This is a genomic window from Sulfurospirillum sp. E15m, assembly GCF_059415145.1.
Map to the genome: position 1 here is coordinate 101,903 of NZ_JCAHZS010000007.1, position 21,607 is coordinate 123,509.

The 21,607-nt window shown below is 40.1% G+C and carries 25 protein-coding genes; 10 read left to right on the forward strand and 15 right to left on the reverse strand.

The genetic code is table 11. The features are described 5' to 3' along the window. Nucleotides 1-158 precede the first annotated feature (158 nt). From AC5SLP_RS10385 to AC5SLP_RS10395, 3 genes are read left to right on the forward strand one after another with little or no spacing between them, the layout of a single operon-like run. Nucleotides 159-905, forward strand: a complete 747-nt coding sequence (locus tag AC5SLP_RS10385; protein ID WP_495255077.1) for a nickel/cobalt transporter — start codon at nt 159-161, stop codon at nt 903-905. Further along, complete coding sequence (locus AC5SLP_RS10390) at nt 906-2,357, forward strand: HoxN/HupN/NixA family nickel/cobalt transporter (protein ID WP_495255078.1); 1,452 nt, start codon at nt 906-908, stop codon at nt 2,355-2,357. It abuts the gene before it with no gap. A gap of 9 nt (nt 2,358-2,366) precedes the next feature. Beyond that, nucleotides 2,367-2,876, forward strand: a complete 510-nt coding sequence (locus AC5SLP_RS10395; protein WP_495255079.1) for a DUF1007 family protein — start codon at nt 2,367-2,369, stop codon at nt 2,874-2,876. Nucleotides 2,877-3,001: 125 nt separating this feature from the next. Here the strand turns inward: AC5SLP_RS10395 and AC5SLP_RS10400 are convergent, their stop codons facing one another. After that, a complete protein-coding gene (locus AC5SLP_RS10400; RefSeq protein ID WP_495255080.1) occupies nt 3,002-3,508 on the reverse strand; it encodes a flavodoxin in 507 nt (168 codons plus the stop codon). A gap of 10 nt (nt 3,509-3,518) precedes the next feature. Beyond that, nucleotides 3,519-3,965: a hypothetical protein gene (locus AC5SLP_RS10405; protein WP_495255081.1), complete on the reverse strand. Its 447-nt coding sequence runs from the start codon at nt 3,963-3,965 to the stop codon at nt 3,519-3,521. A gap of 328 nt (nt 3,966-4,293) precedes the next feature. On the opposite strand from AC5SLP_RS10405, the gene AC5SLP_RS10410 reads away from it, so the two are divergent. After that, the gene (locus AC5SLP_RS10410; protein ID WP_495255082.1) at nt 4,294-4,920 is read left to right on the forward strand and encodes a LysE family translocator; all 627 of its coding nucleotides are present in this window, start codon (nt 4,294-4,296) and stop codon (nt 4,918-4,920) included. Here the strand turns inward: AC5SLP_RS10410 and AC5SLP_RS10415 are convergent. From AC5SLP_RS10415 to AC5SLP_RS10440, 6 genes are read right to left on the reverse strand one after another with little or no spacing between them, the layout of a single operon-like run. Further along, nucleotides 4,917-5,735, reverse strand: coding sequence for a TIGR01777 family oxidoreductase (locus AC5SLP_RS10415; RefSeq protein ID WP_495255083.1), 819 nt, complete (start codon nt 5,733-5,735; stop codon nt 4,917-4,919). The two genes, AC5SLP_RS10410 and AC5SLP_RS10415, sit on opposite strands and share 4 nt — an antisense overlap. A gap of 1 nt (nt 5,736) precedes the next feature. Further along, a complete protein-coding gene (locus tag AC5SLP_RS10420; protein WP_495255084.1) occupies nt 5,737-6,243 on the reverse strand; it encodes a hypothetical protein in 507 nt (168 codons plus the stop codon). Then, entirely contained in the window at nt 6,240-7,202 is a 963-nt protein-coding gene (locus tag AC5SLP_RS10425; RefSeq protein ID WP_495255085.1) for a hypothetical protein, read from the reverse strand. Before AC5SLP_RS10425 ends, AC5SLP_RS10420 begins: the two co-directional genes overlap by 4 nt. After that, nucleotides 7,199-7,867 carry an ABC transporter ATP-binding protein gene (locus AC5SLP_RS10430; RefSeq protein WP_495255086.1) on the reverse strand — a complete coding sequence of 223 codons (669 nt, stop codon included), beginning with the start codon at nt 7,865-7,867 and terminating at the stop codon, nt 7,199-7,201. The genes AC5SLP_RS10425 and AC5SLP_RS10430 overlap by 4 nt, the downstream gene beginning before the upstream one ends. Beyond that, complete coding sequence (locus AC5SLP_RS10435; RefSeq protein ID WP_495255087.1) at nt 7,864-9,051, reverse strand: ABC transporter permease; 1,188 nt, start codon at nt 9,049-9,051, stop codon at nt 7,864-7,866. The genes AC5SLP_RS10430 and AC5SLP_RS10435 overlap by 4 nt, the downstream gene beginning before the upstream one ends. Continuing rightward, on the reverse strand, nt 9,041-9,352 hold the full coding sequence (locus AC5SLP_RS10440; RefSeq protein WP_495255088.1) for a hypothetical protein: 312 nt from the start codon (nt 9,350-9,352) through the stop codon (nt 9,041-9,043). The genes AC5SLP_RS10435 and AC5SLP_RS10440 overlap by 11 nt, the downstream gene beginning before the upstream one ends. Before the next feature lie 115 nt (nt 9,353-9,467). On the opposite strand from AC5SLP_RS10440, the gene AC5SLP_RS10445 reads away from it, so the two are divergent. Beyond that, complete coding sequence (locus AC5SLP_RS10445) at nt 9,468-10,091, forward strand: LysE family transporter (RefSeq protein WP_495255089.1); 624 nt, start codon at nt 9,468-9,470, stop codon at nt 10,089-10,091. Here the strand turns inward: AC5SLP_RS10445 and AC5SLP_RS10450 are convergent. Continuing rightward, on the reverse strand, nt 10,088-10,429 hold the full coding sequence (locus AC5SLP_RS10450) for an arsenate reductase family protein (protein WP_495255090.1): 342 nt from the start codon (nt 10,427-10,429) through the stop codon (nt 10,088-10,090). The two genes, AC5SLP_RS10445 and AC5SLP_RS10450, sit on opposite strands and share 4 nt — an antisense overlap. Beyond that, a complete protein-coding gene (locus tag AC5SLP_RS10455) occupies nt 10,426-12,540 on the reverse strand; it encodes a diguanylate cyclase domain-containing protein (protein WP_495255091.1) in 2,115 nt (704 codons plus the stop codon). The genes AC5SLP_RS10450 and AC5SLP_RS10455 overlap by 4 nt, the downstream gene beginning before the upstream one ends. Before the next feature lie 130 nt (nt 12,541-12,670). Between AC5SLP_RS10455 and rarD the strand changes: the two genes are divergently transcribed. From rarD to AC5SLP_RS10480, 5 genes are all read left to right on the forward strand, one after another. Beyond that, nucleotides 12,671-13,567, forward strand: coding sequence for an EamA family transporter RarD (gene rarD / locus AC5SLP_RS10460; RefSeq protein WP_495255092.1), 897 nt, complete (start codon nt 12,671-12,673; stop codon nt 13,565-13,567). Continuing rightward, a complete protein-coding gene (locus AC5SLP_RS10465) occupies nt 13,567-14,232 on the forward strand; it encodes a response regulator transcription factor (RefSeq protein WP_495255093.1) in 666 nt (221 codons plus the stop codon). Before rarD ends, AC5SLP_RS10465 begins: the two co-directional genes overlap by 1 nt. Next, complete coding sequence (locus AC5SLP_RS10470; RefSeq protein ID WP_495255094.1) at nt 14,225-15,625, forward strand: sensor histidine kinase; 1,401 nt, start codon at nt 14,225-14,227, stop codon at nt 15,623-15,625. The genes AC5SLP_RS10465 and AC5SLP_RS10470 overlap by 8 nt, the downstream gene beginning before the upstream one ends. 63 nt (nt 15,626-15,688) lie before the next feature. Then, nucleotides 15,689-17,248: a phosphoethanolamine transferase gene (locus AC5SLP_RS10475; protein ID WP_495255095.1), complete on the forward strand. Its 1,560-nt coding sequence runs from the start codon at nt 15,689-15,691 to the stop codon at nt 17,246-17,248. Between the two features lie 41 nt (nt 17,249-17,289). Next, nucleotides 17,290-17,763 (forward strand): DNA-deoxyinosine glycosylase, encoded by a 474-nt coding sequence (locus AC5SLP_RS10480; protein ID WP_495255096.1) that lies wholly within the window; start codon nt 17,290-17,292, stop codon nt 17,761-17,763. Here AC5SLP_RS10480 and AC5SLP_RS10485 read toward each other — a convergent pair whose 3' ends face one another. The 5 genes from AC5SLP_RS10485 to opp1B are packed head-to-tail and all read right to left on the reverse strand — an operon-like array spanning nt 17,764 to nt 21,596. Continuing rightward, nucleotides 17,764-18,303: a GNAT family N-acetyltransferase gene (locus AC5SLP_RS10485; RefSeq protein WP_495255097.1), complete on the reverse strand. Its 540-nt coding sequence runs from the start codon at nt 18,301-18,303 to the stop codon at nt 17,764-17,766. It abuts the gene before it with no gap. Nucleotides 18,304-18,323: 20 nt separating this feature from the next. After that, a complete protein-coding gene (locus tag AC5SLP_RS10490; RefSeq protein ID WP_495255098.1) occupies nt 18,324-19,046 on the reverse strand; it encodes an ABC transporter ATP-binding protein in 723 nt (240 codons plus the stop codon). After that, nucleotides 19,034-19,825 carry an ATP-binding cassette domain-containing protein gene (locus tag AC5SLP_RS10495; protein ID WP_495255099.1) on the reverse strand — a complete coding sequence of 264 codons (792 nt, stop codon included), beginning with the start codon at nt 19,823-19,825 and terminating at the stop codon, nt 19,034-19,036. The genes AC5SLP_RS10490 and AC5SLP_RS10495 overlap by 13 nt, the downstream gene beginning before the upstream one ends. Continuing rightward, nucleotides 19,822-20,667, reverse strand: coding sequence for a nickel/cobalt ABC transporter permease (gene opp1C / locus AC5SLP_RS10500; protein WP_495255100.1), 846 nt, complete (start codon nt 20,665-20,667; stop codon nt 19,822-19,824). The genes AC5SLP_RS10495 and opp1C overlap by 4 nt, the downstream gene beginning before the upstream one ends. After that, nucleotides 20,664-21,596: a nickel/cobalt ABC transporter permease gene (gene opp1B, locus AC5SLP_RS10505; RefSeq protein WP_495255101.1), complete on the reverse strand. Its 933-nt coding sequence runs from the start codon at nt 21,594-21,596 to the stop codon at nt 20,664-20,666. The genes opp1C and opp1B overlap by 4 nt, the downstream gene beginning before the upstream one ends. Nucleotides 21,597-21,607: the final 11 nt, after the last annotated feature.

The window sequence follows — 21,607 nt, forward strand, 5'->3', positions numbered from 1 at the left end:
CGTTTCTCCTTTTTTGATAATTGTTATTGAAATAATAAAATAAGTCAGCTTAATTTTTAATAACTTTGAGAATTGTTATCACTTTATGATTTATTTTCAGGATTCTTTGTTTAAAAAACTAAGCTATAATGGCGCTTTCTTAAACTTTGGAGACACGCATGCTTTCTTCTATTGCCATCACATTTGCCGAAGCAAATCGCTACTTTAACGCACAACTTTCAAACCATTTTCATGCCATTGATGCAGGAAATATTCAACCGATGATTTTCATCTTCGCTCTTGCTTTTGGTTACGGTGTTATCCACGCCCTAGGACCTGGACACGGCAAAGCATTGGTTGCAGGCTACCTTTTAGCCAATCCGACCAAGCGTTCGCATGTCTTCCAAATTGGCTTTTTAATCGCCATCGTGCATGCGCTTTCCGCACTCACCGTCACCTTAGTCGCAACTTACTTCATTCAAGTGAGCGCAACCAAACTCTTTCGCGATGTCAATCCTCCATTATTTCAAATTTCAGGTGGACTGATTTTGTTAATGGGCTGTTGGTTGGTGTATGAAGTTTGGAAAGACAAACGCATTCGAACCGAAACAATTTCGGCGCATAAAAGCCGTTTTGGTGTCGTTTTTTTAGCAGGCGTTGTGCCTTGTCCGGGTGTTATTACCCTCTCTTTTTTCGCCATCACGCTAGGTCATATTGCCATTGGAATGGTCGCCGCTCTTTTTATGAGCATTGGCATGGGGCTTAGTATCTCACTTGCGGGTCTTCTCACGCACATTGTGCAATCTTCACGTAAAATCACAACCCAACCCAAATGGTTTTGGGTTATTCGCCTTTTAGGGGCTATATTTATCATTCTTTTAGGACTTTGGTTTTTATCCAATCCTATGCCAAAAAGGGCTTTTTAAATGAGTATAAAAAAATTTCTTTTCGCATGTCTCTTTATTGCACTGCCGTATCATCTTTTTGCCTGTGCCTTATGCGCACTTTATACCCCTTCTGCAACCGTCAAAATCTTGTTAGACGGCACGCCATCCCAAATCGACACAGCGACGTTTGAGTGGCACTTTAGCCAAGAATTTGTCAAAACATTGCTAGAGCGTTACGATGACAATGGCAACAAAAAGATTGACCCTGATGAATTAAAACATATCCAGATTGTTTTAGAAAATTACATTTCAAAAAAACACTACCTTACCTCCATCGAATATACAGACAATACCGACAAAAATGCGGCGGTAAAGCATCTGCCGATTCATGTCAATCACACGCAGTTATTTTTAACCAACCAAGAGCTGATTTTTCGCTTTACGGTTTTAGTGCAACAGCCTTTTAAAATCGGAGACGAATTTTCGTTTACGATTGAAGACAAAGAGGGATTTTTCCTTTTCCTCATTCATCAAGTTGAACACTCCATCGCCAAACCTTTTGCACTAGAGTCCAATATTAACAGCTATATCGCGTTTATAAAAATCACCAATGCCGATGCTGCTCAAAGCAGTGTACAACAGCCTCAACAGCAAACCATCACTCCCGTAACGACAAACACCCCACATATCACAGCGCCTCAAATACAGCAAAATGCGACACCATCGTCATGGCTCACATGGCTCAAAGAGCATTTAACGTTACTGCAAAAAGAGGTGCAAACTATGATGAGTCAGCTCAAAGAAAAAAGCTCTTTCATCGGATATATTCTCTTTTTAGGTTCCGCATTTTTATATGGTATTTTACATGCGGCAGGTCCAGGACATGGAAAAACATTGGTCAGCTCTTACCTTTTTGCATCGGAACATCGTTACTCAAAAGCACTGAGCATGGCCGCTTTAATAGGCATTGCGCATACCTTTGCGGCATTTATTTTAACCGTCGTTATCTATACCGTTTTTGATCTTTTTTTCAATGCATTTTTCAATAATGTTACGTTTTATGCGACTAAACTTTCTGCGGTTGTCATCATCGCTATCGTCATTTATTTGGGAAGCAAAAAAATCAAAATATCCCGTAAACAGCCCAAAATTGTTGCGTTTTCAGCCCATCCTTTTACATGTAGTTGCGCGGCATGTTCACCTAAGTCACAGAGTACCGAATGGGGTGTTGTTTTAAGCGCAAGCATTGTCCCTTGCCCCGGTACAGTCGCTATTTTTATTTTTGCTCTCAGTAGTGGCGCGTATGCGTTAGGCTTTTTAGCCGCGTTAGCCATGAGTTTTGGCATGAGCAGTGTCATCGCCATAGCCGCTTTTTCGACTATCTTTCTCAAAAAACGATTTCAAAATAAATCGTTACGTATTTTTGATTATTCAGAAATCATTGGACTTGGGCTGATGCTCATCCTTGGTCTTTTGTTACTCATTGCCTAGGAAAACACGATGCGATACCTTGTGTGGCTTGTAACTTTCTCATCTATCCTCTTGGCGCATCCGCATGTTTTTGTCGATGCGCATGTCGATGTCCAAAGCGATAAAATTTTACTTGTCTTCTCGTTTGATGAGATGACATCGTCCATGCTCATGAGCGATTACGATAAAAATAAAGACAAAAAGTTAGACGAAAAAGAGATCGCTTTTATGAGAAAAGACCATTTCAATACGTTAGCGCCATACAGTTATTTTTGTCATATTTTTGATGGGAACGATGAATTAGACATCACCACGGTGAATGATTTTTTTGCAGCATTTCAGGACAATAAAGTTATTTATATTTTTTCCATTCCCAAACCAAAACTCAAGCACTATGAACTGCGTTTTTACGACGGAGAGATGTATGTGGCGATGGTCGTGCGCCCTGAATTTATTACATGTAAAAGTCCAATTACCTGCAAAGTTGAGGGGTATGACGCGGATTTTTACTACGGATATAAAGTGAGCATTAACGAGTAAGAAGAGGAAGCCCTCTTCTTAGCACGTACATTTGCAAAAAAGCAGTTTTTCTTTGCGCGGTTGTTGCACATGAGGTGCATTTTTAGACGAAGCGATGCTTTCTTTTAGAAGCAAAACTGGCACACTCATGCGCTCTCCTTTAATGACAGTTCAAGTTGTTTGCACCACGCGTCAATACGACTAGAGGTTAAATCACTTTGGTTCTCTTCATCCAATACAAGCCCCACAAATTTACCATCAATGATAGAAGCCGAATGGTCATAACTGTAACCAACATCATCCCATGAGCCAATGACATGAGCGCCTTTTTCGATGACTTTATCATAAATCAAACGCATCCCACTGACGAAATCACTGCTGTAACTCTCTTGGTCACCTAAGCCAAACAGGGCTACTTTTTTGCCTTCCAAATCAGCTTTAATCAGATGGCTCATAAACGATTCCCAATCATCTTGCAATTCACCGTCATACCATGTCGATGTGCCTAAGATGAGTAAATCATACTGTGCCAAATCATCACCGTTTTTAAGTTTACCCACATCGTATAAATCAGCACCTAATTGTTTTTGAATGATACTAGCCGCTTCAGCGGTATTGCCGTTTGTACTGCCATAAAATATGCCTATTTTCATAATATTTCTCCTAATAAATTGTATAAGGTACCAGTTTAAGGGTGTATTCTAGTCCCAAGGCATCAAGCTTTGGACTCCTAATGGGAACATGTTTTCTAAAATTTTCATTGCGAGGAAACAGTAAGTAGATATGCTTGCACTCTTTAGATTCTAAACGCTCTATCGCTTGATTGATCTCTTCGCACGCTTCCATATCCACACGTTGCTCGATTATTTTCCATGTCGGATAAAGATGCAAAGCATCGGCACATTCTTCACTTTCAATGACAATGCTTAGCGCATCTTGCGTGATGAACTTGTCGGGATTTTGACGCTTAACACGATGAAAAACATGGTGTGCAAACAATTCATACGAATTGATGGTAAAGCAAAACTGCGGATGCGATGCGAGTAGTTCTAAATCGGTTTTATCAAAACGCTGACTGATTTCATTTAACGTTGAAAGGGCTTCGGACATTTTGGCTCCTTGTTTATTTTTGAAATGATAACCGTTTTCAATTAATAAGTCAAGAAAATAAACTTTTTTGCGTTCAAAATAAATTTAAAAAAGTGTACAGTTCCCTATTTTAGGGATTTTAAAAGACTTAACATGGCAAGATAGAAAAAGGCACTGTATTTTTAATGGCGCAAAAAACGTTGATAAAAATAGTTACATGTAATAATCTTTGGTGCATTATATAAAGCAAAATAGCTAAAATTTTCCTGCAAGGAAATAGCTTTCACACTCTTTTGTTTAAATGCTTTTTCGGTATGATTTCTTCACAATTTTTACAAAGAAGTCTACGATGCCACTTGATCTTGTTACATTTTTTATCGCGATTACGCTGCTTACAATGACACCGGGTGCGGATACGATGATCGTTATGCGCAATACACTAAGAGGTGGTGCGAAAGATGGTCTTGTTTCAAGTCTGGGGATTTGCTCAGGGCTTTTTGTGCATGCAACACTTTCAGCGGTGGGTATCTCCGCGGTTTTGCTTTACTCAGCCACTGCGTTTATGCTTCTTAAAACCTTAGGGGCGCTCTATTTATTGTGGCTTGGTTTTTCGTCACTCAAATCGTTTTGGAATGCCAAAGGGGTACATCAAAAACACATCGCACAAAAACCATTTCGATTTTGGACGTCTCTTAGAGAGGGATTTTTGTCGAATGTTCTCAACCCCAAAGCGGTCATTTTTTACATGGCGTTTTTACCGCAATTCATTTCGCATGAACACTCCGCACTGCTTCAATCGCTCTTCTTAGCCCTTTTACATTTTATCGTAGGGACGATTTGGCAAGGCATTTTGGTGTATACGATTGTCTCCGCCAACGGTTTTATCACGAAAAAGAGTGTACGCCAAAGTTTAGATGCCATCTCTGGCATCGTCATGATAGGACTTGGTATTAGACTCTTTTTAGAAAAACGCTAAGAGAGTATCTTTGTTAAAGCACTCTGTAAATCAGGGTATTGAAAGACAAAACCTTTTTCCAAAAGGGCTTTAGGATAGACCTCTTTACTGTCCAATAAAACCGTAGAACCTTCTCCAAAAAGCATTTTAATGATAAATGCAGGCACAGGGATAAACGTAGGTCGATGCAACACTTTTCCTAAGATTTTTGTAAATTTAAAGTTTGTGAGCGGTTGCGGTGCCGTGGCATTGAAAATCCCTTCTAAATGGTTTTCAAGTACAAACGCATAGATGGCGACTAAATCCTCTAAGGCTATCCAACTCGTTACCATGCTCCCATCACCGATGATGCCGCCCATACCCATTTTAAAGGCTGGCAACATTTTATCCAAAGCGCCACCCTCTTTCCCTAACACAACCCCAAAGCGTAAAATCGTGGTGCATTTCGTACATTTTTGCGCTTCTCTCTCCCATGCAAGAGCGAGTGTGCCTAAAAAATCTTCTCCAAATTTTTGACTCTGCTCATCACAAGGCACATTGTTAGGGTAAATACCAACGGCAGAGGTGGAGATAAAATGCTTGATATCGCTTTGATTGATTGCTTCAACCAGTGTTTTCGTGGTTTCAATGCGACTGGAATAAAGCACTTTTTTATAGTCTTCATCCCATTTTGCGACAATGGGCGCACCTGCAAGATTAAAAACGGCGTCCACACCTTGCAGTTTCGCAACAATCGTTGCGACGTCATCATGACGTTCAATCACCACAAAATCAGGAAAAGCTTGTTTAAGTGCGTTTGCGACAAATCCACTCGCTCCGTTCATTGCTACTTTCATGTTAATGTCCTTTCAGATGTTGTCTAATTTTTGGGTCTTGCATCGTTTCGCCTCGAAGCATACGCAAGCGCATCGAACGAAAGTCTATCATGCCTTCTTTTGCATTTTCATAGGCTCCAAAGCCATATTTCATAGGTGTTTCATCATCCAACGTATAGCTCGCTTTAAAGGCGTCAATATAACGATTGGTATCGTTACTAAACACGAAAAACGTTGTTTGAAAAGGGTCTATTTTTTCTGTTTTGAGCCACAGTATAGCACAACCAACGTCATCAAAAAAATGTGTTTTTTTATCAGCCGTAATGATTTGCGCCGTATGCTTCTTGCCGACTAAATACATATGGCATTCGGGGCATTGAATTGTATTGTCTTTAAATTCCAACGGCTTTGCCTCTGTATTCGTAATATCCGTAGGGAGTTGATGTTTTACATGTAAAAACCAAAAGACGCTACCAAGAGCAATCAACGGAAATAAAATTAAAACTAAAATACCCGAATAACGCTTCATAACCACACTCCATTTCGCACATAATAACTCAAAGGATACGCTGAGATACTGATGACATACAGCGCATTGACCACGAGAGATATATCAAAAAAACGCTTTGTTTTTGTATGGCGCAGCACATCTAAAATACCTCCGCAAATACCATAAAACGTTCCGATAAACAAAAGCGTGTACAAGCCATATCCCACATAAAAATAGTCGCTTTGCAACAAACAAAACGGACAATGATGCGTCGGAAGTTCATACACGTAAGGGCTAAAGAATAAAATGAGCGACACAATAGCAAAAAAACATAAAAAGATATTGGAAAGAATTAAAAGTGGCGTGTTTTTCACTTTATAAGCCACGATGACCACAGCAAAACTCGCGTAAAAAAGAAGCATCCAGACGTTGGCATCCACCAAGAAAAGCAACGACACGGACGAAGTGCTTGCCGCAGAAAATAAGGTACCACAACAGCTGACAATTTTGCTGATATTCAGGCTTGTAAAAAAGTCGATTTCTAAGAAAATTTCCACAAAAAGCGGTATGGCAAACAAAGTAAAAAGAAAAAATTTTAGCTTCGTAAAAGGCTGCGTTTCCTCTTTCATATCGGCGTGGTGCAAAAGGAGCCAAAATCCAAAAAGATAGAGATTGACCAGTTTAAAGAGTGTTAAATTGAGTCCAAAATCAACGGAGTTTACGACCCCGCTCGCACACATCGCACCCGTGATGATGGATGAGAGCGTATCGCACGTGAAGATAAAAAAGAGAAACAACGGCAATTTAAGCACAAACAAATACTTGATGATAACTGCCACCAAGTAGCTTTGCTGATACAGCTTATACTGAAGAGGTGTTGTTGCTTTGGCATTCCATAGCAATGCAATTTTTGCACTGAGAAAAAAAGCGATCAGCCCAAAGAAGATAAAAATGACATCAAGCACTAACAGCGCAACGATTTGAGGCGTTAAACTCATGACACAACGTTCCCATTGCGTAGTTCTACGATTCTATCGACAAAAGGCTGTTCAAAAAAGAGTGGGTCGTGTGTGGCAATAATGAGCGTCACACCACGGCGTTTTAATTCTGACAACTGCTCCATTAATGCTTTTGATAGTTTTGCGTCCAGATTGGCCGTTGGCTCATCAGCAAGGACGATAGAAGGCGTGTTAATCAAAGCACGCGCAATCGCAACGCGCTGTTGTTCTCCTCCTGAAAGCTGCTTGATAGCACGTTTGGCTTTTGATGTAAGCTCAAACTGATTCATAGCAGCATGAGCTTTTTCAGATAAGGTTTTTAACGGAGGATTGTCTGGGATAAGAGGCGCTATGATATTTTCTTCAACAGTTAAACTAGGAATTAAATGAAATTTCTGAAAGATAAATCCTATATGCGCGCGTCTAAACTGGGCACTTAAATGCTCCGGCAATTTGGATATTTCTTTTCCCATGACATTGACTTCACCACTGGTAGGCTTTGACAATCCTGCAATTAAAGAGAGCAATGTACTCTTTCCACTGCCACTCGCCCCTCGTATCACCACGCATTCACCCTCTTTTACATGTAAAAAAATATGCTCTAAAGCATGGCATATCTCATCACCTTGCGCAAATGTTTTGCTTACATCATTCAGCACAATCATCGCATCACCTCATCGGCATCAAGCGTTGAAGCGCGCCATGCAGGAATCAGGGTTGCCGCAACGTAAATAGGAACGCTTAGGAAAAAAAGTAGTACGAGCATCGTTGCATTAAGGCTAAAAGGAAGAACAAACGAAGGTTTTAGCTCCGAGTAACCGATAAACACCGCTCGTAAAAGAGGTGCGTGCAAACCATAAACAAAAAAGAGCGCTGCGCAAACTCCAACTAAAAAAGCACTCAAAGAGAGAATAAAGCTCTCATAAAATTTCTCTTTCATGATTTCATCCATGCCCCAACCAAGCGCTTTTAAAATACCGATTTCTCGTTTCTCTTCTGAACTTAAACCACTGGTTTTATCATAGATAATGATAAAAAAAGCAAAGGCACAGACGCTAAAGAGCGAAAGAAAAAATCCACTTTTATAATCAAAGATATTTTGATAGCTCACACGGATATCATCTTGCGTGATTGCGCGCATATCGGGGTATTTTTCCGTAATTTTTTGCACTATCGTTGCAATTTCTTTTGGATTTGCCACATGTACCACAATATCGGTGGCTCTGTTTCTATCCATGCCAAAAATCTCATACACCATTTTTTTGGGCATTAAAATCAAGTCATTGGATTCTAAAGAGAGGTTGGAGTGAAAAACGCCTGCGATAGAGACTTTTTTCCATGTGCCTTTTTCGGTAATAAAATTAAAAAAATCAGTATAGTAGTTCTCTTCAAGTACCCTTTTCACGCCTTCCCCGACAATCATCGCTTCATCTTTTTCCAGTGCTTTTAGATTGACATTTTGCAATAAGGCGCCTAAACGCTCTTTGTACGGCTCCTCAAAAGCATCCACACCCACGACTGAGAAATTAACCCCCGCGGGTTTAAAATAGTAATACCCCCAAATGCGTGGAACAACACGGCTCACGCCTGCAATTTCAAGCAAAGCATCTACCCTGTCGATGCTCACGTCACTTTGTTTGCCTGCCACAAAGCGTTGTAACGTAATTTCGGGCAACGTTTTAAGGGTGGTATTGAGTTCTAGTTTAATCGCATCGGCAATCATAAGAATAGAAGCAAGTAAAAAAATAAGCAGACTTAAGATGATAAAAATGAAAAAACTTTTGCCCCGTTGGCGGATTAAAGCGCGCAGTGCATACTCTAAGAGTAAAAAATTGAGACTAATGCGCACGTTCTATCCTTGAAGGAATGGGCAAAGACGCGGCATGATAGACAAAGGTGGAAGGAAAATACTCCAACAGTTCAGGCGCGTCGGCAAACGCTGAAAAAACATCGCTCAAACTCCGATGGCGAATGAAGTGCGCTTCACTCACTAAAGCAAGATCAGGAAGCCCCACAAGGCTTGTGAAAGACTCTTTACATATAATAGATTCGGGAGATAGGGCATGTGTTTTTGAGAAGTAGGTGATTTGTGCCATTATCGTGACACTAAGAATGATAAACCCTGCTAAAAGCACACCTCTTGCTCGCATCACGCCTCCCTTTGAAATAAGAGAAGATTGTACCACACGTAGGCTCATTTATCAATACCCCATAAGCCCTCGTGTGTTAAAATAATGCTTTGCAAAACTTCTTCAAGGATGTAGTATGCCTCTTGATATTTGGCTAACGATGTTAGTGGCTTCGATTTTAATCAGTGTCTCTCCGGGTGCTGGAGCCGTTGTTTCAATGAATTATGGTCTAAAATACGGTTTAAAACGCTCATACGCGGCTATTTTTGGGCTTCAAACAGGACTTTTGATTCAAACATTTGTGGTTGTCATTGGCCTAGGCTCTTTGATTTTAAAATCTCTTCTATTGTTTAATATTATCAAATGGATTGGTGTTGTCTATTTGGTCTTTTTAGGCGTAATGAAATTTATTGAAAAGCCGCATTTGCCAAGTGAAGCAGAGCATATTAAAGCCTTTTCAGCCTCACGTGCATACTTCCAAGCGACGCTTATCAATCTTACCAATATCAAAGCGACTGTTTTTTTAGTGGCATTTATCCCTCAATTTTTAAATCCAAACGAGCCATTATTAAAGCAATTTACGATTATTTGCGCCACACTCATTTGCGTTGATATTATCGTGATGACAGGGTATAGCTCTTTAGCCTCCCGTCTTAAAAATGTCATTAAATCCATTCGCGCGATTAAAATTCAAAATCGTATCACGGGCGCTTTTTTACTCGTGGCGGCCTTTTTTATCTCAACCGCCAAGCGTGCTTAAGCAAATTTTTGCGCATACAACGCTTCATCAAAACCAACGACAAGCGTTCCATCGTCACACTCGATGATGGGGCGTTTGTAGAGTAGTTGTTCTTTTTCGAGCCACCCTTCTTTTTCACTATCGCTCATTGTTTTATCCAATTTTAGCGTTTTGAACTTTGTTCCTTTTGTATTAAAAAGAACGCTCATGCTCTGTTTTGAGAGCCACTCTTGACGTTTTGCCGCAGGGATTGCAACACTTTTCAAATCCACAAATTCATAGGCTTTTTGATGCGCTTTTAAAAAAGCCGTCGCTTTTTTAACACTCCCACAGGTTGTAATTCCATACACTTTAATCATACACTGTACTCCTCATAAAATTCGATGCGATTTCGCCCTTTTTCTTTGGCTTCAAACATTGCTTTGTCGGCTTCATTAAATATCTGGTCTTTATTTTGCTTCTCGTGACCAAAAAGCGTCACACCAATACTCGCCGTACACCGATGCTCAATAGTCTGCATCTGTTCATCATCCGAAGTGACCGTAATGACATAAGGATTGCCCAACTGAACCAAAATTTTAAAGGCAATTTTATAGGCTTCTTGATACGCCACAATACTGTTTTCATCTAATTCGCCAAGTGCTATGACGAACTCATCGCCGCCAAAACGTGCCACGGTATCTGTTTCACGAACACAATGACGCAACCTCTGAGCCACCTCAACCAACAATGCATCTCCGGCTTGATGCCCACAAAAATCATTTAACGGTTTGAAATTATCCAAATCAACAATAATCAAAGCGCCATATTTATGACTTCTTCGACACAATCCTAGTAAAAGCTCTAAGCGTTCATCAAAGAGTCTTCGATTGGGCAGTTGCGTTAGTGTATCATGAAATGCAAATGTTTTGATAATCTCTTCTTGTTTTTTACGCTCAGTAATGTCCGTTGAGATACCGCATAACGCATAAATAGAGCCATCATCTCGTAAAAGAGGGATTTTAGTCGATAAAAAAACGCGGGTGACTTGATTATGGTTTGTATTGGACTCTTCGCGACTGATTTTACGCCCAAGCTCAATGACTTCTTGGTCCATCTTATGAATCTTTTCTGCCGTATACGCATCAAAAAAAGCGCTATCGGTTTGTCCGATGATCTCATCCAGTGACTTATGAAAATACTCGCATGTCTTTTGATTCGCATAAACATAACGGTATTGTTCATCTTTGATGTAAATAAAAGCCTCTACCGTATCTAATATGGTATTGAGTTTCTTCTCACTTTGCATCAAGCCTTCCGTGCGTTCTTTGACTTTGGCTTCTAATGCGTTATTGGTCTCTTTGACATGTTGCACCATCTGTTTGAATTGTTCTGCGAGTGCGGCTATTTCAGCACTTCCTATACGAGAAAACGCCACATCGTAATCTCCATGTTCAACATGCTTCATAGACGTTTTGAGTTGGTCGAGAGGGTTTAAAACCAAGGTATGAAGCGCTAAGCCAACCGCGAGCAAGGCGACAAAAAAGAGAATACTGAGCATTGGAAGTATTGTAAAGTCTTTTAAGATGGCGAGCTCTTTTGAATCAATCACTGTCAGACTAAACCAATTAATCTCTTTAAGGTAAGCAATTCCCATCAAATGCTTCTTGCCCTCAAACTCTACCCAAAGTGTTTTGATGGCATCAGGTTTTACATGTAATTCATCAATGGCGCTCTCAATAGCGTTGATATCTTTGGGAAATAACCGCCCAATACTTTTATGTTCACCATCGGGTTGCGTCAAGTTGGCATAATCAACCAATTTTGTATCTCTAGCAAGTTGAATCAAAAGTTTTGAATCAATGAGAAAATTGCGGACACCGTCTTGTTCAATGCCAACGGATTCTTCAATAAACTGGTTAAAATCAAACCCTGTTCCCACAACACCAATCGTTTTACCATTGACTTTAAGCAGGTAATTGATCCAGACTTTTGTGTTGCCTAGCTTTTCATCGACATCCACATTTACTTGAAAAAGCCTATCATCGGCAATGGTTGTATAAAACCACGAATCGTTGCTGGTCAATGCAGAAAGCTTGTACTGAAACTCTTTGCCTTTATAACTGCCTTTGCTGTCATTAAAATAGTAGTTTTCGCTTTTTGTAAAAGCTGCAAAATAGGTGCGATTTTGAAGCCTTAGGCGATACTTCTCTAACACAGCAAGCCCATTTGCTTTACGCGTTTCATTCATATCATCTTGTGCCATAGCAATAATAGCGGGTTCGTGTGCCATCTCTTTGACGATTGCTTCTTCATGCATAATAGGTAAGAGGGTTCGGTTTTTATCAAAAATAATCTGTTTTTTTACAAAACGTTTTGTCCACTCTTCATTGATATTTTCAAATAAAAAGGAAGAGTAAACCCAAACTAAGGTTGAGAAAATGACAAAAAGTATGGACATAAAAATGTACAATTTTGATTTGAGAGTCATTGTCAATTCCTAGATTTTTCACCATTATAACACTCTTTAATTACAAAATAATATGAAGTTCTATGATTAACTTTTACTTATAAGTTGCTTTCGTCTATAATACTTTTTATCTTTTTTAAAGTTGGTTTTTATGCGCAATTTATCACAAGAAGCTCAAGGGTATATTTATGCTTTACTTGCCTTTGGCTTTTGGGGACTTATCCCGATTTATTTTAAACTTATCCAACACGTTTCTGCGGGTGAAGTGCTGGCTCATCGCATTATATGGTCAGTATTTCTTCTTTTTGGAATGATTGTTTTCAGCCGTCAGTTTGGAGCATTTAAATTACTTGTACGCGATATTCATAAAATCAAATACTTAGTTTTGACAGCGTTACTCGTTTCGATTAATTGGTTGGTTTTCATCTGGGCGGTTTCAAACAATATGATTGCTGAATCAAGTCTTGGTTATTACATCAATCCTTTAGTCAATTTTGCTTTAGGCATTATCTTTTTTAAAGAACACCCCACTTTTTGGCAAAAAATAGCCATTGCTTTAGCCTTTTTTGCGATTGCCTATCAGATGATAACACTAGGAACGGTCCCCATTGTCTCTTTAACGTTAGCCTTTAGCTTTGGTTTTTACGGTCTCATTCGTAAAAAAATCAATCTCCCTTCTATGACAGGTTTGTATATTGAAACACTCATTCTTTTACCCCTTGCACTTGGCTATTTTAGCTATTTGGTTTTTCAGCACGAAAATGCCTTTATTTTCCCTCCTGATAGCACCTCATGGCTCTTAGTCTTAGCAGGCGTTATCACCGTTTTACCGTTGCTATGGTTTAACGCAGCAGCAACAAAAATCTCGTTGATGCATTTGGGGTTTTTTCAATACATTAGCCCAACCGTTTCTTTTTTATTGGCAATTTTTGTCTATAATGAGGTTTTGGTTCCAGAAAAATTAATCAGCTTTGTGCTTATTTGGGTAGCACTGCTTATCTTTAGTCTGGACGCTTACTTTAAGAAAAGAGGGATAAAAGAGGCTTAATGAAACTCTTAATTGTTGAAGATGACCCCAAAATTGCTTCTTTTTTAAAAAAAGGGTTGGAAGAAGAATACTTTTGTGTGGACGTATGTGACAATGGCGAGGATGCCATCTATCTTGCAACAACCAACCTTTACGATGTCATTATTTTAGATATTATGCTCAAAGGCATACAAGGTGATGAAGTCTGTCAAAAACTTCGCACCCAGAAAATCGCGACACCGATTATCATGCTCAGTGCGAAAAGTACTATCAGTGATAAAGTCACATTGCTTAACACAGGGGCAGATGATTATCTTACAAAACCGTTTAGTTTTGAAGAGTTGCTTGCGCGCATTCATGTACAACTGCGTAAAAACGACCATAAAGAACCTGTGCTTAAAGCAGCCGACCTTGAATTAAATCCCTTGACCAAAACAGTGATAAGAGGCGGCGAAATCATTGTTTTAACGGCTAAAGAGTATGTGCTGTTAGAGTACTTGATGCGCCATAAAAATGCCATTATCGAAGAAAAAACGCTCGAAGAACAACTCTTTAATACCGACCAAAACATCAACAGCAATATCATCAATGTTTATATGTACCGCTTACGTGCGAAGATTGATAAGAACAACGAAACCAAATTGATTGTAACACATCGAAATTTAGGCTATTCTCTTCATGACTAATGTATTTAAAAATTTAAAAGTACGATTGCTTCTGGCTCTTTTTATTATTTTATTCATCTTTTTTTACAGCTTTGGATATGTGGTGGTTCACACCCTTGAAAACTCTTATAAACAATCTCTCGATAGCTCGCTTTTTACAGTACTCAAAGACATCAAACACGAATATACGGAAAATCCTGAGCATATTGAAACAATGATTAACGCAGTTAAAGATGAATTTGATATGCCTCTTTTATACACACAAGTCGTCACCTTTGATTTAAGACTCAATAGTACCAATATCGATATGCGCTCTTTGGATTTAAAAGACGAAAGCCTTGAAGTCACTGAAACCTTATTGCATCAAGTCACCAATCGCTCTGATAAAATCACATTTTCGAGCATGGCTCTTCCAAAACTCACGCAACGTAAAATTCGGATTGGAACACTTTTTTTGGCCGATAAAGGGGAACAACTCATCTTTTTACAATGCGCGCTTCCCTACGAGAAACATACCCCACAGATTAAAGAACTGATTGCTACGCTATGGGTTGGACTCTCGTTGCTGCTAGGAGTCATCTTACTTCTTGCCTATTACCTGATCTCAAAATCACTCTCTAGTGTTCAAACGGTGACCAATGCCGCCAAAAAAATAAGTATGCAAGATACTAAAAGCATTATCCCAAAATCAGATGTTGCGTATGAAGTCGATGATTTGATTGAAACCTTTAATACCCTCTTACATGAACTGCAACACGCTTATGAACAGGTAAAGCAATTTGGGCAAAATGCCTCGCATGAGCTTAAAACGCCTCTGACTATCATAAAAGGAGAAGTGGAAGTAGGCCTTCGGAAAGTGCGTACTCCTGAAGAGTACCAAGCCATTTTAAGCGATGTGGACAAAGAGGTAAGTCACCTTCAAGAGGTCATCGAAAAAATTCTTTTTTTATCTAGCAACACCACAGTGGACCTTAAAAAACATTTTACGGAAGTCTATATTGATGAAATTTTACTCGATGCCATTCAAGAAAAAGAGGTGCTTGCAAAAGGACGTTCTATTGTGCTTAAATTAGATTTTTTAGAGCCTTTAAGCCGACAAGGCAACGCGACACTGCTTAAAATCGCGTTCGCCAATCTTATCGATAACGCGATTAAATACTCCCACCCGAACTCAGAAGTGCACATTACACTTGAAAAAAATCACTTATGCATTCAAGACCAAGGCATTGGCATTGATAAAGACGCACTCGAACATGTTTTTGAACAATTTTACCGCAGTGAGCAAGGAAAACAGACGGCAAAAGGGAGTGGACTAGGACTAGCGTTAGTCAAATCCATTATTGAGTTGCATGACTTTACGATTCATATTTCGAGCACGAAAGAAATCTCCACACAAATAGCCATTACTTTTTAATTCATCTACAATTCATGCTTGTTAGGTACAATACCTTCATTTAAAATAATAAGGATTTTTGTAATGCTCTTCAAGCTTTTTCTCTCTCCAACCCAAAAAACGATTTTTCTCGCGGCAGTAAGTACCGTCCTCTTCTTTAACATTACTTTTTTTTCAAAAGTATTTCATTTTGCCTTGGATGAAAAAAACTATTTTTTGATGTACAGTTCTCCTTTTGTCTTATTGTTGATGCTGATATGTATTTTAAACTTTCTTTTGCTTTTTGCCAATAAACTTGCTTTTCGACTGATTCTTATCTTCTTATTGCTATCCAGTACGCTGAGCAGTTATTTTATCGATACGTTTGGCACGGTTCTTGATAAAAACATGTTCACCAATGCCGCTCAAACTGATATGCATGAAGTCTTAGACCTTATCACGCTTCGACTCACTATCTATCTCGTACTAGCATTGATTGTCTCATTTTTCATTCTTAAAGTGCGTATCAATTTTGAGAGTTATCCTAAAGAGTTTCTGAAAAAAGCGTTTGTCGTTCTCATTACCCTACTTGCAACGGTAGGACTCTATATGGGCGTGAGTAAAACCTATAGCTCCTTTTTTCGTAATCACCATGAACTCAAAATGTATCTGAATCCTTATTTTCCACTTGCATCACTTGGAAAATTCATCTACGGCGAAATCAAACCAAAACCAACCTTTCAAGCCATTGCAACCGATGCAACTAGGACCAGTGAAGCAAAGAAAAAATTGGTCGTATTTATCGTCGGGGAAACGGCTCGCGCTCAAAATTTTTCATTGGATGGATACGATGTTGCAACCAACCCATTACTTTCTAAACGAAACGACATTGTCTCATTTTCTGATTTTTACTCTTGTGGTACCGCAACGGCGATTTCCGTACCTTGTATGTTTTCCAAATACGGTCACGATGAGTGGAGCAGTGATAAAGAGTACTACGAAAACCTTGTAGATGTTTTGGCAAAAACGGGTGTTCGTGTTTTTTGGAGAGACAATAATTCAGGCGGAGATAAGCAAGTCGCTAAACGGATGAAAGATGTTAAAGAGTACGGTGGAAAAACGTTTGATGAGGTTTTATTGCAAGATTTTCAAAGTAATGTCGATCAAGCTTATGAAGATACCTTTATTGTGTTGCACCAAGAAGGAAGCCATGGACCGACCTATTTTAAACGTTATCCCGCTGCATTTAAACGCTTCACACCCACATGTGACACGCAAGAACTCGATAAATGTTCGCATGAGCAAATTGTCAATACCTACAACAACACGATTCTTTATACCGATTATTTTGTAAATAAAACGATTGATTTATTAAAAGCCAACGAAGACAAGTATGAAACCTCTTTGATTTATGTATCAGACCACGGTGAATCTTTGGGTGAAAATGGTATCTACCTTCATGGGATGCCCTATCTTATAGCGCCCGACGCGCAGAAACACGTTCCAGCAGTTATCTACCTAGGCAATGGCCAAAAGGCAAAATTAGACGCTTTACATGTAAAAGCAACCGAGCGCTTTTCACAAGACAATCTGTTTCATACGATCTTAGGACTTTTTAACGTCCACACAAAAGAGTATTTGCCAAATTTAGACCTTTTACACTAAAATTCGTACTACACAACAATTTTACATGTAAAAGAAAACAGATGCATCATACGATTGACCCCGTTTATAATTCTCATTCAAACGTGCTTATTTTAGGCACGTTTCCCTCTGTTAAATCCCGTGAGCAGCATTTTTTCTATGCGCATCCTCAAAATCGCTTTTGGAAAGTCATCGCCACGCTTACGAAAACACCACTTCCTACAACCGTCGAAGCAAAAAAAGCGATGCTCTTAGCTAACCATATCGCCCTTTGGGATGTCATTCAAAGTTGCGAAATCACAGGTTCCAGCGATAGTAGCATCAAAAATGTTGTACCGATGGACTTTACCAATTTGTTAGAGCAAAGTAATATTCAACACATCTATGCCAATGGCGCGATGGCTCATAAGCTTTACCAAACGTACTGTGAGGCAACAACCCATCGACCCATTATTAAGCTTCCTTCCACCAGCCCCGCAAACGCGGCATGTTCTTTGGAAACACTCATCAACGCTTGGAGTATTATCACGCAGTAACTACGCGTAACGGAGCGCTTCGTCTTCTACCAAACGTTCCATATGAACGGTTTGCCAACTTCCCCCTTCATCCACGGTGATTTCAAATCCCATGGCGCGCCAAAAAGAGAAGCCTCCCGGTAAAAAATAGTGAGTATGCAAATAGAGCATCGCATACTTTTTTGCTTTGGCAAAAGAGCATGCTTGTTCAAACAACTGCGCACCAATGCCTCTTCGTCGATAGCGTTCATGCACATAACAACGACTTACTTCTGCCACGTTTCCTTGATCATAGCGCTCTTTCAGAGATGCTATGCGATTATCGTAACGAGAAAGCGTGATGCACCCTACCACTTCGTGGTCTTCATTAAGAGCAAGCAACAGCCTGTGATCTGTGCGCTTCATCTCCTGTTTCAGACGAAAAAAGAGCTCTTCATAACGTTCAGGTGTTATTTTATCTCCATAGTGTAATTGGCACTGCTGTTGTAAAAAAAGCTCCGCTTTTAACTGTGTTGTGTCATTGACTTGCTCATATACGATAGGTTTTACATGTAACATCATTTGGCTCCTTAATTTCTCATCTAAAAAGAGAGAATTGATTCTAATAATTTTTGCGTGTATGGATGCTTGGCTTCACTCAGGGCATCACTTCGTAGCGTCTCCACAATCTTTCCCTCATAAAGAACCATCATAGACTCGCACAACGCACAAACACTTTGTATATCATGCGCAATCAGCAAAAAACTCATCTGCTTCTCTTCTTGAATGTGCTTTAAAAGCGTAATCATATGTGCTTGAACACAGACATCCAAAGAACTGAGCGCTTCATCTAAGAGTAAAAACTGAGGTTTGCTGACCAATGCACGCGCTAAGCAGACTCTTTGCAGTTGCCCTCCACTCAGTTCATGCCCATAACGATGTAAAAATGTTGAAGGTAATTCCACGCTTTGCAACAATGCTTGCAGTTCTTGATGCGACAGTTCTTGATGCAACGGCCACAGAGGCTCTTGCAGTATCTGTTCAACACAAAAGCGTGGATTAACGGAGGTGGTATAATCTTGAAATACCACACTCATTCTTCCATGATTGTTTTTATGCCACGCATGAATTGGTACATTGTCCATGAAAATTGACCCTGAATTTGCTCTCTCTAAACCCAAAATAAGCCGTGAAAGCGTACTCTTTCCACTCCCACTCTCCCCAATTAATCCTACACATGTATGAGCGGCCATCTCAAAACTAAGCCCCTCTAAAATGCGTACCCCTTTGGTGTACTCTTTACAGACATTCTCTACGCGAAGCATTGATGAAACCTTTGTGAAAGCATGCGACGCATTTGAATGAGGTAGCGCGTATAATCATGGTGTGGATTTTCAAAAAGCATTTGGGTGTCTTGGCATTCAACGCCCTCACCTTCTCTCATCACAAGAACCTTATCGGCAAGATGCGAAACAATGGCAAGATCGTGTGAGACAAAGAGTAATGAGCGTTTTTCATCGCGCAAAGAGGCAAAAATATCAATCATTTGGCGTTGATGAATAACATCCAATGCCGATGTTGGCTCATCCGCGATGATGATTTGTGTCTCTTGCGCAAGTGCAAGAGCAATCATCACGCGTTGAAGCATCCCACCTGAAAGCTGATGGGCATAACTTCTAAACACCACCTCTGGTTCTTTAAATCCCATATTAAAAAGCCATGCGAGACTACGCGTTCTCGCATGCGACTTTTCATTCACCTCACACAAGCTCTCTACCATTTGCTCGCCCACACGATACAGTGGGTCAAACGCATTGATTGCATCTTGCATCACCATCGCAATCTTTTTACCTCGTACCTGACGTAAAGTGATCTCAGATGCGCCTATAAGTTCCTTTCCCTCAAAAAGGATACTGCCTGAAGGTTTCAACCATGAGGGATTCAATCCTAAAATTGCTTTACATGTAAGGGATTTTCCACTACCACTCTCACCGATTATTCCAAACACCTGTCCCAAAGAGAGTTCAAAACAGAGATTTTTAACCAGTACTGTATTGGTTCGCACATCGGTTATTGAAAGGTCTTGGATACAAAGCAGACTCATACGATACTCTTAGGCAGAAGATAGTGTTTAGGATCAAGCGCATCACGTATGCTATCGCCCAAAAAGTTAAAAGCCGCAACCACTATTAAAATCGCTACTCCAGAGGGAATCATCTGCAACGGATAGATACTCATTACATTTTTAGCTTCACTCAGCATCATTCCCCATTCAGGGGTGGGCGCTTGTACGCCAAGTCCTAGAAACGAGAGAGCGCTAATGCTTAAGATGACCCAACCTGTATCAAGTGTCGCAAGCATCACCACATCATCCACGATAAAAGGAAAGAGATGTTTACGCATAATTGTCCATGAAGAGACCCCTGCAACACGTGAAAACAAAAGGTAGTTTTTCTGTCGATGTAAAATGACAAACGAATAAATCATACGCGTATACCACGCCACTTTTGCGATGACATTAGCAATAATAACATGTTTTATGCCAGCACCTAACATTCCCACAACGGCTAGGATTAACAACTCACTGGGGAAAGAAAGCATCACATCGCACAACCGCATTATGCTCTCTTCAACTTTGCGACAAAAGCCTGCGGCTAGCCCGAAAATCGTTCCCAAAGTAATGGTAAGTGTCATCGCCAACAGTGCTAGAAAAAGCGTTGTTCGAATGCCATACAAAAGCCTTGACAACAAGCATCTTCCTAGGTGGTCACTGCCGAGTGGGTATGTGGCACTCCATGCCGAAAATTTCTCATTTAAATGTGGTTCTAGCGGATCATTAGGAGCAATATAAGGCACCAATATTCCCAAAAGAATTACCCCAAAAATAATCACAAGTGCGCTTAGTGCTAACGGATCTTTTTTGAGCTTATGCCAAAAGAGAGTCATGCGATTCTTCTTCTTAAACGAGGGTCAAAGTGCGTGGCTAATAAATCAACGGCTAAATTAAAAAGCATAAACAGCAGAGCCATAAACAAAACATACGCTTGAATCATCGGATAATCCCTGCTAAAAATGGCGCTTACGCACACCCTTCCAATGCCAGGCAGAGCAAAAATATTTTCTACAATGACCGTCCCTGCAATCAATTTAGGAATGGACATACCAAGAGCCACCATAAAAGGATGTAACGCATTTCGCACGATATGCTTTGTAATCACCCGCTCACTAAGCCCCCTTGCCCGTGCGTAGAGCACATAAGGTTCATGCTGCGTCTCAATCATGGTGTTGCGCATCAGCCGAATATAGGTGGCAACATAACTCAGCGATAACGTAATAGCAGGCAATACAATGCCACTTGCATGCTCCAACCCACTCGTAGGTAGCACTCCCATATAAAATGCAAAAAACCAGATCAACAACAATCCTATCCAAAAACTGGGCATGGCTGTGAAAAAAAAGACTAGCCCTCGTACCAATGTATCAAGCCATGTGCCTTCATATAAAGCACACAGTATCCCAAAACCAAGCCCAAACGAAACAATCAAAACCAAACAGAGAGATGCGAGCATTAAGGTTGTCGGCAGTGCATGCAGTATCTCTTCTAAGACCGGTCTTTTGGTAGCGTAACTCACTCCAAAATCACCATGCACAAGAGCATTAAGCCATAAGGTATAGCGCTCTACAATAGGTTTATCGAGCCCTAGTTCTTGATGCATTTGCGCTATTGCCTCTGCGGTTGGGGTAATGTCATTCACCCTCAGTGCCACCTCCGCAGGATCACTTGGACTCAGGTTGATGAGTGTAAATGTCACTAAAGAGATTCCCACCAATAAGGGCACTATCAATACTAAACGTTTGAAGGCATAGCGAAGCATTACATCTCTTT

Bases quoted from the DNA above. Each gene is read 5' to 3' on its own strand.
- AC5SLP_RS10400 (WP_495255080.1), bottom strand. From the start codon at position 3,508: ATGAAAATAGGCATATTTTATGGCAGTACAAACGGCAATACCGCTGAA.
- AC5SLP_RS10425 (WP_495255085.1), bottom strand. From the start codon at position 7,202: ATGAGTTTAACGCCTCAAATCGTTGCGCTGTTAGTGCTTGATGTCATT.
- opp1C (WP_495255100.1), bottom strand. From the start codon at position 20,667: ATGACTCTCTTTTGGCATAAGCTCAAAAAAGATCCGTTAGCACTAAGC.
- AC5SLP_RS10485 (WP_495255097.1), bottom strand. From the start codon at position 18,303: ATGATGTTACATGTAAAACCTATCGTATATGAGCAAGTCAATGACACA.
- opp1B (WP_495255101.1), bottom strand. From the start codon at position 21,596: ATGCTTCGCTATGCCTTCAAACGTTTAGTATTGATAGTGCCCTTATTG.
- AC5SLP_RS10455 (WP_495255091.1), bottom strand. From the start codon at position 12,540: ATGACTCTCAAATCAAAATTGTACATTTTTATGTCCATACTTTTTGTC.
- AC5SLP_RS10490 (WP_495255098.1), bottom strand. From the start codon at position 19,046: ATGCTTCGCGTAGAGAATGTCTGTAAAGAGTACACCAAAGGGGTACGC.
- AC5SLP_RS10465 (WP_495255093.1), top strand. From the start codon at position 13,567: ATGAAACTCTTAATTGTTGAAGATGACCCCAAAATTGCTTCTTTTTTA.
- rarD (WP_495255092.1), top strand. From the start codon at position 12,671: ATGCGCAATTTATCACAAGAAGCTCAAGGGTATATTTATGCTTTACTT.
- AC5SLP_RS10420 (WP_495255084.1), bottom strand. From the start codon at position 6,243: ATGAAGCGTTATTCGGGTATTTTAGTTTTAATTTTATTTCCGTTGATT.
- AC5SLP_RS10480 (WP_495255096.1), top strand. From the start codon at position 17,290: ATGCATCATACGATTGACCCCGTTTATAATTCTCATTCAAACGTGCTT.
- AC5SLP_RS10430 (WP_495255086.1), bottom strand. From the start codon at position 7,867: ATGATTGTGCTGAATGATGTAAGCAAAACATTTGCGCAAGGTGATGAG.
- AC5SLP_RS10470 (WP_495255094.1), top strand. From the start codon at position 14,225: ATGACTAATGTATTTAAAAATTTAAAAGTACGATTGCTTCTGGCTCTT.
- AC5SLP_RS10390 (WP_495255078.1), top strand. From the start codon at position 906: ATGAGTATAAAAAAATTTCTTTTCGCATGTCTCTTTATTGCACTGCCG.
- AC5SLP_RS10395 (WP_495255079.1), top strand. From the start codon at position 2,367: ATGCGATACCTTGTGTGGCTTGTAACTTTCTCATCTATCCTCTTGGCG.
- AC5SLP_RS10415 (WP_495255083.1), bottom strand. From the start codon at position 5,735: ATGAAAGTAGCAATGAACGGAGCGAGTGGATTTGTCGCAAACGCACTT.
- AC5SLP_RS10385 (WP_495255077.1), top strand. From the start codon at position 159: ATGCTTTCTTCTATTGCCATCACATTTGCCGAAGCAAATCGCTACTTT.
- AC5SLP_RS10450 (WP_495255090.1), bottom strand. From the start codon at position 10,429: ATGATTAAAGTGTATGGAATTACAACCTGTGGGAGTGTTAAAAAAGCG.
- AC5SLP_RS10410 (WP_495255082.1), top strand. From the start codon at position 4,294: ATGCCACTTGATCTTGTTACATTTTTTATCGCGATTACGCTGCTTACA.
- AC5SLP_RS10495 (WP_495255099.1), bottom strand. From the start codon at position 19,825: ATGAGTCTGCTTTGTATCCAAGACCTTTCAATAACCGATGTGCGAACC.
- AC5SLP_RS10405 (WP_495255081.1), bottom strand. From the start codon at position 3,965: ATGTCCGAAGCCCTTTCAACGTTAAATGAAATCAGTCAGCGTTTTGAT.
- AC5SLP_RS10475 (WP_495255095.1), top strand. From the start codon at position 15,689: ATGCTCTTCAAGCTTTTTCTCTCTCCAACCCAAAAAACGATTTTTCTC.
- AC5SLP_RS10440 (WP_495255088.1), bottom strand. From the start codon at position 9,352: ATGCGAGCAAGAGGTGTGCTTTTAGCAGGGTTTATCATTCTTAGTGTC.
- AC5SLP_RS10445 (WP_495255089.1), top strand. From the start codon at position 9,468: ATGCCTCTTGATATTTGGCTAACGATGTTAGTGGCTTCGATTTTAATC.